Origin of the sequence: Membranihabitans maritimus (assembly GCF_021729145.1) — a bacterium.
Taxonomy (GTDB): Bacteria; Bacteroidota; Bacteroidia; order Chitinophagales; family Saprospiraceae; genus Membranihabitans; species Membranihabitans maritimus.
Map to the genome: position 1 here is coordinate 1 of NZ_JAJSLW010000083.1, position 392 is coordinate 392.

General features: G+C 40.3%; 1 protein-coding gene. It reads left to right on the forward strand.

Going from position 1 to position 392, the window contains the following annotated elements; genetic code table 11:
* On the forward strand, positions 1 to 186 hold a 186-nt coding region (locus LVD47_RS23405), incomplete at its 5' end, for a GIY-YIG nuclease family protein (RefSeq protein ID WP_236981145.1).
* Between the last annotated feature and the right edge of the window lie 206 nt (positions 187 to 392).

Consider the following 392-nt stretch of genomic DNA (forward strand, 5'->3'; position numbering starts at 1 on the left):
TATTATGTCGGCCAATCTATTGATGTAGACAATAGAATATACCAACATAACTTTGATGATTCCAATTCTTTCACCTCCAAATACCGTCCCTGGAAATTAGCCCGGTCAATTCCTCTACCCAATCGATCTTCCGCATTAAAAATTGAACGACTTATTAAAAAACGTAAAAGTAAGTCTTTCATCTAATGGATCATCTCTCATCACAATCCCAGGTCTTTTCTCCTCAGTAAAATTAATACCTCTGGTTAGAGCGGTCCCGCAAACATGCGGGATTAATCCCGTAGGTCATTCCGCAGCCCCTACTGGGGTGCGGAATCGAGCCCTATCTGAGGCGCTGAAATTCAAAGGGTTGTGATTAATTTCATAACCCTTTTTTTATGTGTGTACAAAAT